This window comes from Herbaspirillum sp. Her3, from assembly GCF_057961275.1.
In genome coordinates this window covers 2,994,437-3,010,508 of sequence record NZ_CM176328.1, presented here as the reverse complement: position 1 = coordinate 3,010,508, position 16,072 = coordinate 2,994,437, and the positions used below count along the sequence as shown (strand labels likewise).

At 51.4% G+C, this 16,072-nt stretch carries 15 protein-coding genes; 7 read left to right on the top strand and 8 right to left on the bottom strand.

All coding sequences use genetic code 11. The annotated features are described in order from the left end of the window. Positions 1–667 precede the first annotated feature (667 nt). From ACVC5H_RS13745 to ACVC5H_RS13725, 5 genes are all read left to right on the top strand, one after another. Positions 668–790 (top strand): hypothetical protein, encoded by a 123-nt coding sequence (locus ACVC5H_RS13745; protein ID WP_489618417.1) that lies wholly within the window; start codon positions 668–670, stop codon positions 788–790. Between the two features lie 350 nt (positions 791–1,140). Then, positions 1,141–2,463, top strand: coding sequence for a protein kinase domain-containing protein (locus ACVC5H_RS13740; protein ID WP_489618416.1), 1,323 nt, complete (start codon positions 1,141–1,143; stop codon positions 2,461–2,463). 17 nt (positions 2,464–2,480) lie between these two features. Further along, positions 2,481–3,596 (top strand): AAA family ATPase, encoded by a 1,116-nt coding sequence (locus tag ACVC5H_RS13735; protein WP_489618415.1) that lies wholly within the window; start codon positions 2,481–2,483, stop codon positions 3,594–3,596. A gap of 1 nt (position 3,597) precedes the next feature. Next, positions 3,598–5,001 (top strand): hypothetical protein, encoded by a 1,404-nt coding sequence (locus ACVC5H_RS13730; RefSeq protein WP_489618414.1) that lies wholly within the window; start codon positions 3,598–3,600, stop codon positions 4,999–5,001. 879 nt (positions 5,002–5,880) lie between these two features. Further along, positions 5,881–6,078 (top strand): hypothetical protein, encoded by a 198-nt coding sequence (locus tag ACVC5H_RS13725; RefSeq protein WP_489618413.1) that lies wholly within the window; start codon positions 5,881–5,883, stop codon positions 6,076–6,078. 144 nt (positions 6,079–6,222) lie between these two features. On the opposite strand, the gene ACVC5H_RS13720 is transcribed toward ACVC5H_RS13725, so the two are convergent. The 6 genes from ACVC5H_RS13720 to ACVC5H_RS13695 form a co-directional block, all read right to left on the bottom strand. Next, positions 6,223–6,690, bottom strand: a complete 468-nt coding sequence (locus ACVC5H_RS13720; protein WP_489618412.1) for a hypothetical protein — start codon at positions 6,688–6,690, stop codon at positions 6,223–6,225. Continuing rightward, complete coding sequence (locus ACVC5H_RS13715) at positions 6,683–8,416, bottom strand: hypothetical protein (RefSeq protein WP_489618411.1); 1,734 nt, start codon at positions 8,414–8,416, stop codon at positions 6,683–6,685. Before ACVC5H_RS13715 ends, ACVC5H_RS13720 begins: the two co-directional genes overlap by 8 nt. Next, complete coding sequence (locus ACVC5H_RS13710; protein ID WP_489618410.1) at positions 8,313–9,005, bottom strand: hypothetical protein; 693 nt, start codon at positions 9,003–9,005, stop codon at positions 8,313–8,315. The genes ACVC5H_RS13715 and ACVC5H_RS13710 overlap by 104 nt, the downstream gene beginning before the upstream one ends. Next, positions 9,002–10,543: a site-specific integrase gene (locus ACVC5H_RS13705; protein ID WP_489618409.1), complete on the bottom strand. Its 1,542-nt coding sequence runs from the start codon at positions 10,541–10,543 to the stop codon at positions 9,002–9,004. Before ACVC5H_RS13705 ends, ACVC5H_RS13710 begins: the two co-directional genes overlap by 4 nt. Beyond that, positions 10,543–11,763 (bottom strand): tyrosine-type recombinase/integrase, encoded by a 1,221-nt coding sequence (locus ACVC5H_RS13700; RefSeq protein ID WP_489618408.1) that lies wholly within the window; start codon positions 11,761–11,763, stop codon positions 10,543–10,545. Before ACVC5H_RS13700 ends, ACVC5H_RS13705 begins: the two co-directional genes overlap by 1 nt. A gap of 249 nt (positions 11,764–12,012) precedes the next feature. Next, the gene (locus ACVC5H_RS13695) at positions 12,013–12,906 is read right to left on the bottom strand and encodes a LysR family transcriptional regulator (RefSeq protein ID WP_489618407.1); all 894 of its coding nucleotides are present in this window, start codon (positions 12,904–12,906) and stop codon (positions 12,013–12,015) included. Between the two features lie 90 nt (positions 12,907–12,996). Between ACVC5H_RS13695 and ACVC5H_RS13690 the strand changes: the two genes are divergently transcribed. Continuing rightward, positions 12,997–13,317 carry a 3-phosphoglycerate dehydrogenase gene (locus ACVC5H_RS13690; protein ID WP_489618406.1) on the top strand — a complete coding sequence of 107 codons (321 nt, stop codon included), beginning with the start codon at positions 12,997–12,999 and terminating at the stop codon, positions 13,315–13,317. Positions 13,318–13,343: 26 nt separating this feature from the next. Then, positions 13,344–14,147 (top strand): methyltransferase domain-containing protein, encoded by an 804-nt coding sequence (locus ACVC5H_RS13685; protein WP_489618405.1) that lies wholly within the window; start codon positions 13,344–13,346, stop codon positions 14,145–14,147. Between the two features lie 29 nt (positions 14,148–14,176). On the opposite strand, the gene ACVC5H_RS13680 is transcribed toward ACVC5H_RS13685, so the two are convergent. Together ACVC5H_RS13680 and ACVC5H_RS13675 are read right to left on the bottom strand one after the other, a co-directional pair. Then, positions 14,177–14,566 carry a hypothetical protein gene (locus ACVC5H_RS13680; RefSeq protein WP_489618404.1) on the bottom strand — a complete coding sequence of 130 codons (390 nt, stop codon included), beginning with the start codon at positions 14,564–14,566 and terminating at the stop codon, positions 14,177–14,179. A gap of 403 nt (positions 14,567–14,969) precedes the next feature. Next, complete coding sequence (locus tag ACVC5H_RS13675) at positions 14,970–16,013, bottom strand: DNA-binding protein (protein ID WP_489618403.1); 1,044 nt, start codon at positions 16,011–16,013, stop codon at positions 14,970–14,972. Positions 16,014–16,072: the final 59 nt, after the last annotated feature.

Sequence of the window (16,072 nt, the reverse complement as noted above, 5' to 3'; positions counted from 1 at the left end):
TCAAGGCTTTCGGAGCTGCCCGAGCAGCCCGGCTTTTTGGACGTGGAGTCAATTGAGGGAGGTGATGAGACAAATCCATTGTACGGCAGCCCGCCTTGGGTGGCGCCTGAAAAAGCCTGGCTTTACGGACTTGGTCGAATTCTCCGCTCCGCCCTTACTGGGGAATTTGACTTCACGAGCCGGCGCTACCTTGTCACTGAGGAAGTAGGGCGATACAGCGGTTTGCGCAGTACCTAGTTCAAGCGCCGTTTCGGCCTCTTAAACTCAGGGCGCGGACTTCTGTATGAGCCTGGACCTGTGTCGCCGTGGCTCTCCGGCCTGCTTCACCAGTCCAGACATAAGTGAAATCGGCCGCCCACTTCTCATTCGGCACAGTTGCTTCAAATTGCCGGCCCAACAGATTCGGCGCAATCGAGTGCACCGCCACCTCAAGCCGCCCTGGTGTACGACGGCGCTTGTGCCGTGCCTTTGATGCCAGCGGCCTTCATCAACCGGGAGACGCAGTTCTCACTGCAAGCAAAGCCAGCATGTACATCCAATCCGCAATGCGATGGAGCCTGTCCGTCTTCAGCGTGACGAGATTATATTTGCAAAGAGCGAGTGACCTGACCTGAAAAAACTGGTCCGACTTGAACTTTCATATGCTATTGAAAAGGAGAGTCAGACCATGCCCAAGAAGCGATTCACATCCGAAGACATCATCCACAAACTGCGCGAAGCAGAAGTCATCTCTGCGCAAGGCAAGACGGTAGCCGAAATCAGCCGCCAACTCGGTGTGGCCAATGAATAGGTGAGGGCGCTCGAATATGACCAACAGCAGGCCATGATAAAAATCGCTGCGATGCGCATGGACGCTTTTAACGTGACTTTTAGCAGGCATTGCCCCGTTCAACGCGCATTAGCCAAGCTAGTGAGTACGCTTCGCGAAGAACTTAACTTGTCGCGAGACGATATCAGGGAGCGTATGACCGCGTGGCCGCCTTCGGAAGGCAGTGGATGGCGGGGCAATTGGAGAGGGTAAACTCTGCGAGAAAATCAGCAACGATCTGGCTTTACTTTGACATCTTTCTGAAATGACATTTATATTATAACAACGGGGGATGTAAAGTTGTTCAGCCTAAAAATATGTCGGGAGAAGGTATGACGGATTTCCACGAGCTGTCGGGGCGAACTATTCGTGAATGGACATTAATCGAGCCTATTGGAACAGGAGCGGATGGTATTGTCTACTCGGCAGTCAAGGATAGAGAACAGTTTGCACTCAAGCTGTTTTTTCCCGAGACATTGAAAAAAAATGGCTACGACGAAGGGTTGCAGCGTTTAGAGTTGCAACTTCAACTCAAAGGGAAAAAGCACCATCAGTATTTAGTGCAAATTTTTGACGGCGGAGAACTTCCAGAATTAGACACTTTATATGTAGTGATGGAATTGGTTCCAGGAACATCTTTGGACAAAGTTATTGATAAGGTTCCTAGGGAGGCAATTCCTAAGATTGTCGACCAGCTTGCCTCTGCCGCTGAACATCTGGAAACTTGGGGGCTAGTGCATAGAGATATCAAGCCAGCAAACATCGTGATTAGTGACGATTTTCAATCAGCAACTTTGTTGGACCTTGGAATTGTGTTGGCAACAGACCTCTCTGATGCAGGGCGTCTTTCCGGGGACGAGTTCGTTGCTACGGTGCGCTACAGTCCCCCAGAGTTTGTGTGGCGTACAGAAGAGAGCGGAGATGAAAATGCCTGGCGTGCTATTACGTACTATCAGATTGGAGCAACTCTGCATGATCTCATAATGGCAAAACCGCTATTTTCTGGTCATGACACACCTAGGGCCGTGCTCTACGATTCGGTTAAATATCGCACGCCAGTCATTGGTGCAGATGATTGTGAAAGCTGGCTGATTACGCTCGCTAAATCATGTTTGGTGAAAAAATGGCGCGAACGAGTTCAGCTTGTCAATTGGGACAGTTTTAGAAAGACATCTGATATTAATGATGTTGATCATCAGACCAAATTGATTCGACTTCGACAGTTACGGCACGAGGAAGGCAGGATATTTAAGGCCGAGCAGGCGAAAAATAACGTTCCTGCAAATGGCCGATTCCATGAGTTGTGGGATCTGCATAATCGTGTGTTCCTTGAAATCCGAGAATACTTGATGAGTACCGATATCTATCCACGTTTCAGCGGGTCGGCAATTCGTGCCAACGAAAAGTGTTATCTGCTGAAATTCGAATTTGATGAAGATGACGAATTGATGTTTTTTTCGAAGGTGACAGTAGATGTTCAGCTGTCAATTGATGAAGAGTTTGAGCAGGCGTCAATTCTGGAGGTAATCGGTTCACATCAAGAAGGGGAGATAATTTTCTCTAGTAAGTGGACTGAAGTGCTAACTATTGAGAGCACTTCCAGACTTGTCCAGAATGCATTATTGCAAATTGTGTCGCAACTGGTGCCTGAATAATTAGGGGAGTTGAATATATGAGCACATTCTGGATTAACGATAAAAATCTAGACGAATTTCAGTCGGCTGCTGTCCAAAACTTCTCTGCTGAAGATAGTTTTTTGGTGCGAGGGCCTGCGGGGTCAGGCAAGACGAATATCTTGCTATTGCGCGCCAAATGGCTGCGTATTAAGGATGTGAAAAATGTCAAGATTGTGGTTTTTACGGCCAGTCTAAAAGAACACGTTCAAGAGGGATGTGCAACCTATTCCCTTCCAGCAGGTATCGTCACAACGCACATGCAGCTATTTAAAGATTTGCTAGGTGATTACAATGTCGCGTTTTCTCTGTCAGATGATTTTGATTCAGACAGATCTATGTTGGCCGGGGCTGCGAAGTCGCTAATTGACTTGCGAAATATTGAGCCTATTTACGACGCATTGTTCGTCGACGAATGCCAGGACTACATGGATACCGAACTGATGGTTTTCCGTAGGCTAGCTAGACGGTTGATTTTGGTGGCCGATTCTCGGCAATCGATTTATCGCGTGACTCATACCCCAGAACTTCTTGAAAAGCTGGTTGGTAACAAGGTGATAACGCTGAAGTATCATTATCGAAGCGGCTTAAATATTTGCGTGGTTGCAGATGGGATTTTGTCGGATTCAGCAACCTATCCACGTGTGACGCCAGACTGCAAATATGACGAAGCAGTTCGTCCGTCGTCAGTGACTCCTGAAGAATGCGAGGATTTTGAAACCCAAATTGCTCAAATTATGTCAGCTTTACCTGGGCAATTAGATTTGTATCCAGATGAATTGGTTGGGGTGGTTTTCCCCAAAAAGGAGCAAGTGGAGAGATTCAAGCACGTTTTGGATGCCGACAAGACCATTTCAGATAAAAGCAGAGTGCGTGTCCAGACAATGCATGGCGCCAAAGGGTTGGAATTTAGGGCGGTGCATATAGCCGGCTGTGAGGCATTATCCAAAATGGGGCCAACGCAGAAACGATTGGCATATACGTCCATCTTGCGTGGCAGAACCGCAGCGACAATCTATTACACTGGTAATATCCCAGGGTATTTGGAAAGTGCGTTGGCCCGCCTTGAGCCCCCAAAGGCTACCCCTACGTTAGAGGATTTATTCCGGAGTTGAAATGCTTGTAAAGAAAAGCCTCAGAACTGATGAAATTTTCAGTAGAGATTATGTCTCACGCCAACAAGTTAGAGATGATTTGTTTTCGGTGCAGGGGTCGAGAAGTGCTCGTCTGCATGAGTGTTTTTTCCAGAAAATAGGCAATGCCTTTTCTCTTCCAAGCGCGATTGTACCTTTCGAGAACGATGCGGAAACGTTGTATGCGGATGTCGCAACGTACCATCGGGAATGGAGCCCGATTTCGGCGCACATTAATATCTATGATGAAAAGATCCACGATTTCCGACCTAATTTAACCTCTAAAAAGGCACCGCAAAATAATCAGAATGAATTTCGCCAACGTATCTGGGTTGCACTTATCTTGGGGGAATCTGCGGCTACCTTTTTGCAGTCAGACAATGAGCGCGTTTGGCAACCGTCATATGAATCATGCCGGCGCTCCTTGGCGTTTTGTTTAGCACGAGCGGACACTCTCTACCATAATATTTCCTATCCGAAGGTCGCGCATCGATGGTCTTCACTTCGGTTTCTTTCAAAGATGGATTTCCCTAATAGCGTCTTTGAAAGCGTGTTAGATGTCTCGGGCTATATGAATGAGGCAGAGCTATCTAGCACTTCTGAATTCTTTGCAGAGGGGCTTGCTCGCCCACTATTTGATTTGGCAAGAAATAGATTGACTGTGGCGGATGTAATTGATGTATTCGAGAACCTTTACGGACCGGAAATTCGCACGCATGTCTTAGAGCTAAGAGGAAGATTTGATGGCCGGATGAAAGCGTTTCTCTCAATTGCAGAGCTGATAAAAAAGAAACCTACGAAAGAAGGGAAAAGTCTAGATTCAATTGCACTTGCATTCTTCGCCAATTTAATTTTGCCTGGATCAATGGAACATTTCCGTCCGTTGCGCAGATTGGCAAATGAGTATCCTTCGATCCTAGTTTGGTATTCCTTTTTCGCCGGCGTTTCTTCGGAAGCTGATGAGTGTAATTTTGCTCCGAGTATCTGTAAGAAGATTATTCGAGATTTAAATACTCCGTTTTCACCGTCGTCTGTGCCCGTGTGCGACATCTCTTTTGATGAATTGTCTGTACTTTCAAGAGTTGGTCTTTCGAACGATCTGATCAAGCCAGTTCAGCCCCGGGTAGTCATGGTGTCACTGCTTCCAGGTGTTGACTTATTAACCCGTTTCTCTAGCGCCGATTCTGTAGATAATTCCGAGCGAAAAGGGGGGGGCTCTGAAAAAAATACGGAAGATTTCGATAAAAAGAGAATGTTGTCATTGCTCGCAGAAATGCAAACTCTTCTTGAAGGAGCGCCCCGCGAAGAAAATCGAGGAGATTCTTCTGATCCTACCACTAGGAAAGTCGCACCTAAAACGAAAAGTATTTATCGCCGAAATAATTAAGTACTGATGACGAGGTTGCAATTGCATACTTTCGAAACGTTGGAGTTTTACCGAGGCTTCAGCAACCGGTGGCCCATTGATAGACCATCCGTTATTACGACTAGAAAAGATCGGCGGCCGCGCAATTTCGACGACGGATCTCATGCTCGAGCGGACGCCTGGTTTGAAAAAAAATTCGGTATCCGTTACAGAAGTCAGGCTGTCTTCGTTACGAGCGCACATTTCACTGCTCGGGGGTACGGGGCAACACCTGATCACGTTGCGCGTATTATCCCATTGGGAGAGTACAAGTTCTGTTGGTCTCCAAAGCGGATAGATCTTTTGTTCTTTGAAAGAAATAATGAAGGTCTAGACATTGAGCAATATCTGGACGAAAGCCAATATCAAGACTCAGACTTGGAGCTCGCTCATTCAACAAAGCATGAGGTCATGTTGTATTGCGAGCAATATATTTCAATACCGACAAGTCTTATGAAGCCCTCCGAAACTGCACCGTTAGACGGCGCACCGCTGATTTACTTGGGAAGTTGATTCAGAAGTCAAAGACTCTTCACGGTTTAGCTTTGCGAGCTAAATTGGCTTTTAGTTCGCGAACGCAGGCGTTCTAATGTCTCCTCAATATTAATTTCTCCCTGAGCCCAAGCCAAACCATTGTTAATTGTTGGCTGAGCTGGCATTAGCCCCGCGAGACTCGGCGAGTTCGGCTGTGGCAGCCGTGGACCGCGGCATCAGCGGTTGCCGCAGCGATATGGGCGAATCTTCGCGCATTGCTAGAACCACCGTGAAGAGGGTGTATCCTCAAATTTGAGCACATCTATCTTGTCGCACACGGTCTCGTGGTGCTAGAGTGCAATAGCGAAAGATTAGAGGAAAAGATCTATGTTTATTGATGCGGACATGGATGTTGATTTAACAATAGCACTCAAGGTGCTCCATAGACTACAGTTAGAAGACGGGGATCTTGGAGCCGAATATTGGTTGAAGATCTCCATGCTGCTCAAGGCAGCCTCAAGCTACCGTAAGCGAGCTTTGGATGCAGAAAGCAAGCTGCGTCAAATCGGTGACATATGCAACTGATGTAATGCTTTGAAAAGTCTCGTCTCAGGTGAGGGCTAAGAGGGGAGTGCGGCATCACTGATCAAGTACGAAAAATCCACGAAACATACTGTGAGCGAAGGTATCCGTTATCAAAAGATATAGGCGCATCTGGACCGATGGTAGCTATTTCTTTTTGTTCTGCTCGTAGATCGCCTCCTCAGGCATCGCTCCTAGTTTCGCGAGATGGTCACGCACTTGCTGGAACTGTTCGTAGAATTTGGCCCACATGCTGAAGCCGCCAAGCTCCCCAACCGCTCGCAGCATGGCTACATGGGATGCAATCAGGGCCTGCACACTTCCCTCGAGTTCCTTGACACGATGCTCCCTTTGCTCAAGAGACGAGGCCATGCTTGCGCTTGATTGTTTGCCCGCGCGATTTCGCCAGCGCCTGTATTCATCTTGACGCGCTTGAAATATCGCCAAGAGTTTTCTGCGTTTTTCGCTCCGCGTGATGGTGGACGCCGCTCTGATTGATGGATGGACACGAGCTACTGCGCGAGCGGTGATATCTTCGTCGCTCTCTAGCATTTTTTCCAATATTGCGGTCATTTCTGCGTCATCATGCGCCACAGAATATTTTTTTTCAGTCATTCAATACTCCTGGTTGGCCAGTGTTAGAGAGGTCGACCCCATCCGGGAAGACGTGCTCGCCTGGAGAGGCGGCGAGCAGTTTTTGTACGCCGACTAGGCGCTCCTCCGCATGATTTAATTGATTTTTCCAGCCCAGGCTAGTCGACGGACGCGCCTTGATGGTCTCAATTGCCGCCTTAAACTTGCCTTCAAGCCTTATCAAGTTTTTCCGGTTCTCCGGCAAGTCTGTTGCCGATAAATGGCGGCAATTGGCAAAGCATTCTAAGTGTTTAGGGCATGGATCAACTGTGAAAGAGTTCAAGCAATGGCCATATGGCGTTGCATGGAACCCATCCGCTTCAACACGCAAATATTCGTAAGCGGCATTATCGCCTTCGCGAGTCTGGATGCGGCGAAACGCCTCCACGATTGGGCCGTTCGCTTTCTTGGCTTTGATCATCTTGGCGACGGTGGTCGCTTTTTCACCTAACATGATCTCGACTTCCGGTGGAATCTCAATCTGTTCCAGTTCTTCCGCCAACGAGCGATGATCGTATTCGTAACTCTGTGTGACGCTGCGTCGGTTAAAGCGTTTAGAAATGATGGTATCCGCTACGCCCAAGCGAAACAATTCTGTGTTTTGCAAATGACGAAGTGCGTGGGACTTAATGCCCATTCTGCGCTCTTCATCCCCGCTTCCATATCGACTAAATATCGAGGGCGGGTCCGGTGATTCTCCAAGAGCATGTCCAATGAAAGTCGGATCTGGTCGACTGACGGACATATATCTAGTAATGTCACAAATCCCGTCATTGCGCTCCTCTGCGAGCGATCGTTTTGGCTGAACGAATAGAAATTCCCACGGCTGGATAGCTCCGGTCTCAAGCCGAAGCGGCGCCATGTCTGATATTTTAGTGGGAGTGAACGCGCGAATGTGAGCTTCCATTTCCCCAACATTGACGTACGTGTTAGCCCACGACATGCGGCTGCTCGTTGATATAATCGCTCCGGTCGAATCCCGGAAACGCAACGCAGTTTCTCCGCGCTGCATTTGCTTAGATAGGCGATTTCCGAACTTATAAATCGCCATATCCAAATTACCACCTCTGCGCATATGAAGCTGGGTCTGGGCGCGATGTAGTTCGCGCAATACTTCCGGATCAAAATCCTGACGATATTGGCCTATATGGCTGGCTGCCTCAATTTTTAGCCAAAAGGGATTGCCGGATATCCGGGAGTACAGATCAATGAACGGCACGTTGGCATTTTCTTCATACCAAGGCAATATTCGGCCGGTCTCGCATTGCAGCTTAAGCGTATCCCGCAAGGGCTGAGTGATCTTCTCTATTCGATCAAGTGATTCAATTAGCAATTGCTGAAACATCTCCGGCACAGGCTGGATATTTTCGCGAAGGATGCGGCTATCTGATTCCTCGTTTTGCTGTTTTTCCGCAAAATGCCTTAGCATCATGGACTTCGATATGCCGCCGGATTCCCCTGCAGAACGGCCCTTTGCATCGACGTAAATTCGTTCGCGCTTCCAATCAACGGGAAGGAGTGCAGCTTCACCTATTCGAAATCCGGTGAAGATCATCGTCCGGATACTGGCAAATTTCAGCTCATCCATGAACGTGCGAGGTTTTTCAGTCATGACGATGCGAATCAATTCCCAAAATGCGCGTCTCTCCGGCAATCGTTCTTCGCGCTTTCTCTCTTCGAGATTGGATCGCAATTCGTCTTCCGACATTGTGTGCTTTGATTTCCGCCCTCGCGTGCCTAAACGAGTAATGCCAAGCAGGGAATACATTTGGCCAGCGTCGCAGATGTGATGAGCATCGATAACGTTTTTCACTACGCCCGCAACGATATCCCCCCAGTTTTCCTGACACCTGGATTTCGCTAGCTATCTCTTTTGCGATGCGCAACCCGTCTAGCGTGAGTTCCCATGGCTCGCTACCGACACAAGTTGCAATGACTCGAAGTGGCCGAACTACATTGTTGTAAACAGATCCTGGGGTATTTCGTTTCACAAACAGTTGCTCAGTGACTGCGGCTTTGAGAAGATCTTGCCAGCCTTCAGAGAGAGGTTGTGTAGGTAGCTCTTCTTGGCTGTTCAAATCGCGTTTCGCATTAAGTATCGCCAACGCTTTAGGGTCTGGCCCAAAGTCACGGAGATAATGCGCAGGCGGCGGCACATCGCCCGAGATGGATGTCAGATTCCATCCCGTTTTGTCCAGTGCTGCGCCGGCCCCATCTAACGGAATATCCCACGATATTCCCTTTTCCCGGGCAAGCGATTTCCCAAACTCAATGAACGTTTGATAGCGCGGGTTCATAGTGAAGCCCCGTCAAGTTCATCAATGACAGATTGAATTTCAGCGATCGTTCGCTGCAACTGCATATAAGCCGGCGAATGTGTGTCTCCACGAGCGCTTCCATCAAAAAATAACACGACCTCGCGCATTTCGGATAGAACCTTTTCGTGGAGCTCTCGATCATGCACGGGCATGAACTTGCGGCACCCATAGCAGGACGTCACGGGATTATACGGGCACGCAGGTTGTCCAGATTGACAGCCGCCAATCCCAGAAATTGGAATGCCGTGAGGGACGGCTGCGACTTGTTGTTCTCCTTTAAGACATTTCAATTCTTCGACCGAAATGAAATGGTCATGCGCGATTGTTGCAACATGTCGATACACTTCCGAAGCGCCGAGCGCTCGATTGACTCTTTCAGCATGAGATGCGGAAACCGAAAAATACACGAGTCCAGTATCAGTCTGTGCATGACCGAGGAACTCAGCAAGCTCTGCGTGACTTGCGCCAGCATCGACAAGACGCTGGGCCGCTGTATGGCGAAGGGCAGTAGCAGTGCCGGTATCCTCTGAATTGATTACAGATCTGACGAGTGTCGAGATTCTCGTTCCGACCTCTTGGCTCGATTGAGCTTGAAAGAATTTTGCTATACCCGTAATGCCGTTTGCATCTAAATATTCTTGCCAACGAACGAAGATTGGCGTCCACTCTGACTTCACTCGCCGCGTCATGGCGACGTTTTTTTTGCTGCCTCGTTGTTTTGCAACGTGAAACGTCAAATGCACTGAAGGATATTTCGATGCTTCAGTATTCCAGATTCGAACATGATGCACATCCAACATCGCGATTTGTATTGGCCGCATTGCAAATTGGTACGAACAAATGAGCATGCCAGCATCAGCGAGTTCATTCATTAAAAATTGCTTCTCCCCCGTATGGGTTAGCCGTTCAGTGACATTATCCAAGTATCTGACAATTAATGCCTCTTCTTCAGCGGAAAGGAAAACTTCGCCGGAGCGAACACCACTATATTTATCCTGTGCGGGCAAGGGGAGGGTGGTGCTTATAAATTCGGCATAGTCGCTGCTCCACCCATACAAACGATATGCGCACAAAAGATGCAACACGTATTTTGCCGCCATGTATGTAGGAGGTGGAAGATCGCGGCCCCGCAGCGCTATCCAAACCAGACCAATTCCCATCGGACCCGCATCAATTAGTGCGGCAAGATCCGACGGTGTCAGATGTCGCATCGCGGACAGATACGTATATACAGTATGAATGTTTAAATTTTTCGCAAGCGCAAAAGCAAAAACATGTTTAAAGATTGTGCTGCAATCTGGATTGGTACGAGTAAAGTCCAATCGACACATTGTTCCGCAAATTATAAGTTCGAACTTTGCTTGCTCTTCTGGATTGTTTATTGACCTTACCACATCATTAAATTCGTCATAATAACGAAGCGTGGAAGGCAAACTGGGCAGGCGGCTGCACAGTTCAGCAAGCACGTCTCTGCCGTTATTGGATCCTTCAAATTCGTGGAACTGAAGTTGCTCCATCAACGTCTCTCCGGCAACGATCGCAGGAGAGCAACGCGCTCATCAAATGCGTTAGTCCAAACGGAAGCAAGCCGATCTTCGAACACGGCTCGCGCATAACGCGACGGCATGGACGACGTTCTTGACCAACCGAAGAACGTACGCAACTTCTGTAACGCTTCATCCATTGAATCTCCTTGTCGAAGCAACTGATGAAGCCGCATTACAGCACAGGTATGACGTAAGTCGTGAGGTGTAACAGATTCTTTGCCGGTTCGATCCATCAACTCTTTCACGGCATTGGCAGGCAATCGAGACGATGCATGCGCAAATGCTTTTGTTATTGCCTCAGTCGACAAAGGCATATTTGAGGGCGAATTCAGTAGAAAAGAATGCCTTGGACGCCCGCGATAATTCTGCGTATAAGTATCAATAATTTTTGCTGTCAACTCGCTAATTGGGATCTGGCGAAGTGATGATGAAGTCTTGATGCTCGGCTTGGAGTATCGGGGATCAGTTTTGCTTTCCTCGTAAGGATTTTCTTGAATATTGATCCAATAACGATTTCGCTCTTGCTTAGAGTCGTACATTGCTTTGACACCGTCTACGGGCAGCAATAGCAGCTCTCCGCGCCGCAGTCCCTGATGTAGCATCAGTATGAAGGATACATAAACTCTCCAACGAGTCCGAACCCTTGGGAAAGGATTTGTTGGTGATTCAGGATCCAGCATTTCATAAAGCAACTGGACGGTGGTTGCCGGTAACGACCGGATTGATTCGATCGGTTTGGCTTTGCTGACGTGCAGTTGGCGATAAATGATACCCAGACGTTGCAACCGTCCATCAATACCTCGCATGAGCGTATCTGCCTGACTTTTAGAAACCCACGCAACTACGGAAGAAACAAAGTCCAAGCCGGTTTGCCAACGTTTTTCGTCTGTGCCGGTGGTGTTGGGGCGATTGCGGATAGAAACGAACCACGACTCTAGGATGATAGCCAACACTTGCTCATTAAGGGCCCCTAACGCGTCGTCAAGAGCAGACTGGCCGAGTAGTTGATCGGCATGGCAATAGAGATTTTCAATGTGACGCAATTTCTTGATATGAGTGGACTCGGCAAGCTCAGCTGTCGCGGCTGTGGACCACACGGCCGCCCAATATCTGGGGAGACCGAAAGTGTCGATCAAGACCGGCCCGCGAAGATTGGAAGGCACATTTGCGTTTGAAAGTTGGATAAACATCTCTGCACACCAAATTGTCGCAACGGCTAAAGATACCATTTACTTTTTTTATGTTGCGGTATTTAGAGGAAAGTTACTCTTATTACGCAACAGATTCAAAACTACGTGCCCTTCGCATAATTTGTATTATGTAAAATAACAACCATCCATTTCAATGTTTCCAAGAACCCTTCCGTCGCCCCTGGCGCCACCATTGCAGCGCAGACCGTATCGGAACTGAGGTATTCCTGCGCGGACAACTACCCACCCTCAGTTTTCGTTCTCTTGTTCCCGGATCAGGTCATAAAGCGCCTGAGCCGCCGGCGACAGATGCGCAGCCTTGCGCGTGATCAGCACAAGGCTGCGTGAAACAACAGGCTCCACAAGTTCCATCATCCGCACATTGGGATACGCACCTTCCTGCATGGCCAGCCGTGGCACCACGGCAATGCCGACTCCCTGTGCCACCATCCCCACCGCTGTCGAACTGCGCTGCACCTCATAGAACGAGCGCAACGCCAGGCCATTGGCGTCGAGGATCGGATCAAGCAAGGCGCGATTGGCGCTCACCTCGCCGGCAAAAATCAACGGATAAGGTTGAAGTTGTGCCCAGGCGGCCCGGCGCCGTTTGGCCAAAGGGTGACCCCGATGGCAAATCAGTACGTACCGGTCCGCCATCAACGGGACACTGACAAGCTCAGGATGATGCTCCTTCGCAATATTGATGCCGAACTCCGCCTCGCGCCGCAGTACCGCTTCCGCTACGGCCGATGAAGCGTGATCGAGGATCTTGATGCGGTTATGCGGATAACTCTCCGCATAAGCCTGGAGGATACGTGGCAGGTACTGAACCCCGACAGTGGGTACACATGCGATGCAAACGTCACCACGTCGCGCCATCCCCGTTTCACGGATTTCCACGAGCGCACCGGCCAGCTCACCGAGGAGCCGCCGGGCCTGGGGAAGGAAGTCTTGCCCGATTTGCGTGAGCGCAATGGAACGCGTGGTCCGTTCTATCAGCGTTACACCCAGAAAATCCTCAAGCTTGCGCAAACGCAGCGTCACCGCCGTTTGAGTCACATGCAATGCGCCGGCCGCCCCCTGGAAGCTGCCTTGATCCGCAATCGCCACAAACGCCTGCACACCAAGGATGTCTATTTTCATGAGGAAAACTTATTAATCTTCGAAATAATTTCATTTTACCGGCTCTCCTGACGCGCTCAAGATACGAACCAGCCAGGAGGGAAGTCGATCATGAATATCACCATTCCAGAGGCACGTGACCAGGCTCAGCCTGATCAAGCCAAACCTGAGGCCTATGATGCCGTCGAGCCGCTCATCCTTGACCTTCTCGAATGGATCGGCAGCGATGCACGGCCCTACAGCGAGGTCATTGAAATCTGGCGTACCTCCTGCCCTCGCCTGCCGTTTTGGGAAGAAGCCAATGCGCGAGGTTATCTGGCGCGTCTGCATGCGTCCGGTGGCGTTGCCCGAGTGAAGGTCAGCGAGGCCGGCGCCGCCCATCTGCAAGCTAGCCGAGGCCGAACGATTCGACGTTCGCAGACGTCGACGTGAATCCAGAAACGAGACAGGAGCAAGCCATGCAAGCCTCTCAAGAAACAATGCAACCCCAGGTTCAGTGGGATGTCACCCAGTATCTGCGCTTCGGCGGCGAACGCCTGCGCCCTGCGCTGGACCTGATGCTGCATCTGCCCGTGCAGAACCCCGCGCGTATCCTCGACCTTGGTTGCGGCGCCGGCAACCTGAGCGCCATCCTGCAGCAGCGCTGGCCACAAGCCGAGGTGCTCGGTGTCGATGGTTCGGAGGAGATGTTGGCCAAGGCGCGCACGAGCGTGCCGCAGGGCCGCTTCATCGCTGCCGATCTGAATCATTGGGTACCCGAGCACAAGCTGGACCTGATCTACACCAATGCGACCCTGCAGTGGCTGCCAGATCACGCGCAACTGTTCCCGCGGCTGCTGTCCTTTCTCAATCCCGGCGGTTGCCTGGCGGTGCAGATGCCGGCCATGCACGATGCACCGTTGCGCCGGGCGCAGGTGGAGCTGGCGCAATCGTCTCCCTATGCCGATGTGCTGGGCGCCGTGTCGGAGCGGCGCAATGTACTGGAGATGGGTGCGTATTACGACCTGTTGCGCCCGCACGTGGCTACGCTGGACATCTGGCAGACGACCTACCTGCATATCCTCAATGGTGCGGACCCGGTACTGGAATGGGCCAGCGGCAGCAGCCTGCGGCCCTATCTTGAGAAACTGGCGGGCGGGCAACTGCAGGCTTTCCGCGCCGATTATGCGCGCCGGATGCAACTGGCTTACCCGCCCAGCGCGGATGGCAGCACCCTGCTGCCGTTCCAGCGCATGTTCATCGTGGCGAGCTTGGCGAACTGAGACCGTGTGCATCTCAGCGATTGCCGCTGTCAAGCCGAACGGGCTCGCTCCCGGATCAGGCGCGCATACGCTTCTGGCTGCGCCTGCCGCAATTCGTCCAGGGCATCGACGGCGCTCTCCAATCGCGAGCGCCGCTGTTTGGCCTTGATCTCTTCGACTTCCTTGACGACCTTGGCCAGTTGATCCCTGGATTTTTTGCTCGGTGGTTTCCCCTCGGCAAGCGCCAGGACAATCTCGTTGAGGCAGCCGAGCTGGGTGCCATAACTGGCCACATCCTTGACCACGCGTTCTTCGACTCCGGCATCCCCGGCGAAATTATTGGTGGTGATGGTCGGCGAAAACCAGGGAGTGACCATATGCTGGTCGACGTTGCCAGACAGCGGCCAGAAAATCGAAAAGGGATTCAGTTCCGCGCTCATGGGATGCCCTCCGAAAAGAATGTATCGGCCGATATTACCGAGAACTGTTGAGCTTTTGCCAGTCCAAGATCAAAGCGCGCAGGGGTATGGATAAAAAGTGCACTCAGGACGAGCAGAAAATGACGAAAATGACCTGCGACCACCTGCAGGGCTGCGGGAAAAAGTGTTTTTGGGGAAAGAATATTCAGTGCGCATCAAAGCGCAGGCCGACTTCGGCCCAAGCGCACGCCGATGGACGCGGCCTCGAAGGCCGGATGCCGGACAAGGCCGGCCGCCCGCGACCCAAACCTTCATATGGCACTTTTGCCAGGGCAGTTGCAGATGCCCTGCATGTTGGTTGGAGATCCGCTGTGGCATGAGCGGCGCCGAGCGCCCCGTCCTGGCGTCAGGCTTCTAAAGCGCCCTACTCTTTCCGGTCTGCTTTTTCTTCTTTTTTCTCGTTTTCGGCGGCCCTGTGGTGACGCCATTCTCGCAAGAGCGCTTCGTGTGTCTCCAGCCTGGCGCGCACTGCGGCCAGTTCGCGTTCGCCCTGCTGCCATTGCTGGCGCGCGCTGGCGGCGTCTTGTCCGGCCTCGGCCAGGCGGCACTGCAACTGCGTCAAGGCTTCATCCCGGGCGGCCAGCTGCGCTTCGAGCACGAGTTTGGCGGAGGCCGCCGCTTGCAGTGATTCCAGCTGCTGATCCCGGCGGGTCGCCAGCGTCTGCTGCTCGGCCAGTGCCTGGCGCGCATGCGTCAACTCGGCGATCAGGCGCACGCCCTCCTGGTTGAGGCGAGTGATGTCCTCCTGCCGCACCACCGCGTCCTGCCGCAACTGGCGCAGTTCAGCCTGCAGGGCCTGCATTTGCTGCTCATGGCGCCGCTGGTCCTGGTCGCGCTGCTCCTTGGCGGCGCTGCGGTAGTGTTCCAGCGCCTGGCGTGCGTGCTGGTGCTTTTCTTCCAGGGATTGGCGATGTTGTTCGTTCTCTTCCAGGCGGTCCTGCAGGGCGGTCAGACGAACCTCCAGCGTGCGGACGGTGGCGGCGTGCTCCTGCCGTTCCTCCTGGGTTCTTTCATGCGCGGCGCGTTCGGCGATCAAGGCCTTTTGCGTATGATCCAGGCGCAGGTTCAGTTCGGCATGGGCCGTGCGCAGCGCTTCCAGCTCCTTGGACATGCGCGCAGTGACGGCCTCGGCTTCGGTGCGGGCGGCATTGACCTTGCCGTCCGCTTCGGCCTGCAGCTGTTCGGCAAGGCGCGCAACAAGGTCTTGCAAGGCGTCGCTGATGCTGCGGGCACCGTCCCGGCCGCCCTCCTCTTCTTCCAGTTCCTTCAGGTATTTGTGGATCGTCGTCTTGGAACCGGTGTTGCCCAGCTCCACCCGCACGGCATCCACCGACGGATGGCGGCCCAATGCCAGCAGGCTGTCGCGGGCTTTCTTCACTTCCGATTTGTAGAGACCGGTGCGTGCCATGGTCCAAGTCCGTTATTTGATGATGTATTACATAATACGTAATTACATAATAAATATAA